Below are 1,433 nucleotides of genomic sequence, written 5' to 3'. Positions count from 1 at the left end.
AAATTTTTTAAAGTTGTATTAGGAATATTTATTTTAGCTAATTTTGGAATTGCAGAATATGTCAAAACTTTTGAAATATTTAATGAATGGTCAAGTTATTTCCATAATAAAAATAATGTGTATTATAAAAATAAATTGTATAAAGTGCCTTTAAATGTTGATACAAAGTCCTTTAAATATTCTACTGCTCCGATTATTACAGCAAACTTGACAACTGCTGATGCTAATGGTTACCTGCAGGATAAAAATGAAGTTTATTATTTTGACATGAATAAATTAAATAAATTCTCTTTAAATGGTATTTTTCTAAAATAGAAGGTGCAGATGTAGAAAGTTTTAAAATAATTATTTTAAATGGTAAAGTGCAGCAAAACATTATAATCAAATTTATCAGCTAGTTCATCAGTTATATTTTATTTTTAATTTAAATGTGCTAAAATAGAAAAAAATAAGGAGGAATTATAAAAATGAGTTTAATTAAAGAAAGGAAAGTTGAGAATACTGAGCTTTTTTATGATTTGACATTTGTTTACGCTATCTCAAAAATTTCAGAACTTGCTCATCATCCTCATAATGGAATTATTGAGCCCTGGGTACTTATAAGTTTTACATTGTTTTCTCTTGCAGTACTTCAGGAGTGGTTATATTTAACCAATTATTTAAACTGGTTTGGGACATTTGACATTAAAGAAATTGTCATTATGTGTATAAATATGGGAGCTGCAATTTATCTTTCCAATTCTATTTCCTTAGATTGGGAGCAGAATTTTTATCCATTTAGTATTTCTATGTTGATAATGTCTTCAAGTGTAGCCTTTTTATATCATTGTCAGGCTATGAAAAGTGCTGTTGGAGAAAGGGAATTAATCAATTTAAGGAATATCCTGCTGATTGTGATAACACTATTTGCAACAAGTTTATTATTAGGTTTTCGTCTAGGAATACTGTTTTGCATAGCTGCAAATATTTTCGGTGTTTTTCTGCCTATAATATATAGAGTGAAATTTAACAACAGTATCACTAATTTTGGACATTTGAAGGAAAGATTTGAGCTGCTGACAATATTATTTTTTGGGGAAATGGTTGTGACCATCGCACAATATTTTAGTCCAGAACACTTTACTATTTATCCTTTTATAGCATTCATTACAATATTTTTTCTATTTGGAACTTATACAGTAGTGATAAATAAAGTAATAAATCCTAACCAGAAGACAAGAGGGTTTGTCCTTATGTACTCACATTTTTTTCTGCTAATGAGTTTAGGGATTATAATTTATTGGTGGGATTTGGTTGGAAAGAACACGGATAAAACAATTTTAGCAATCTTTTTCATTGTTGGATATACAGGATTTTATTTAATGCTATTTGTAAATGAGATTTATATAGAGAAGAAAATGCGTTTACGTAAAAAGGATTTTTTAAAAATTTTT

2 protein-coding genes are annotated in these 1,433 nt (G+C 27.4%); both read left to right on the top strand.

Annotated features, from left to right (window positions below; genetic code table 11):
* A partial coding sequence (locus tag Q0370_RS02105; RefSeq protein ID WP_299571455.1) for a DKNYY domain-containing protein occupies positions 1–315 on the top strand: 315 nt, incomplete at its 5' end.
* 152 nt (positions 316–467) lie between these two features.
* Positions 468–1,433: low temperature requirement protein A (locus Q0370_RS02100; protein ID WP_299571452.1), on the top strand; the 966-nt coding region annotated here is incomplete at its 3' end.

It is taken from the genome of uncultured Leptotrichia sp., assembly GCF_938036635.1.
Lineage (GTDB): Bacteria > Fusobacteriota > Fusobacteriia > Fusobacteriales > Leptotrichiaceae > Leptotrichia > Leptotrichia hongkongensis.
This window is presented reverse-complemented; position numbering and strand designations above follow the sequence as displayed.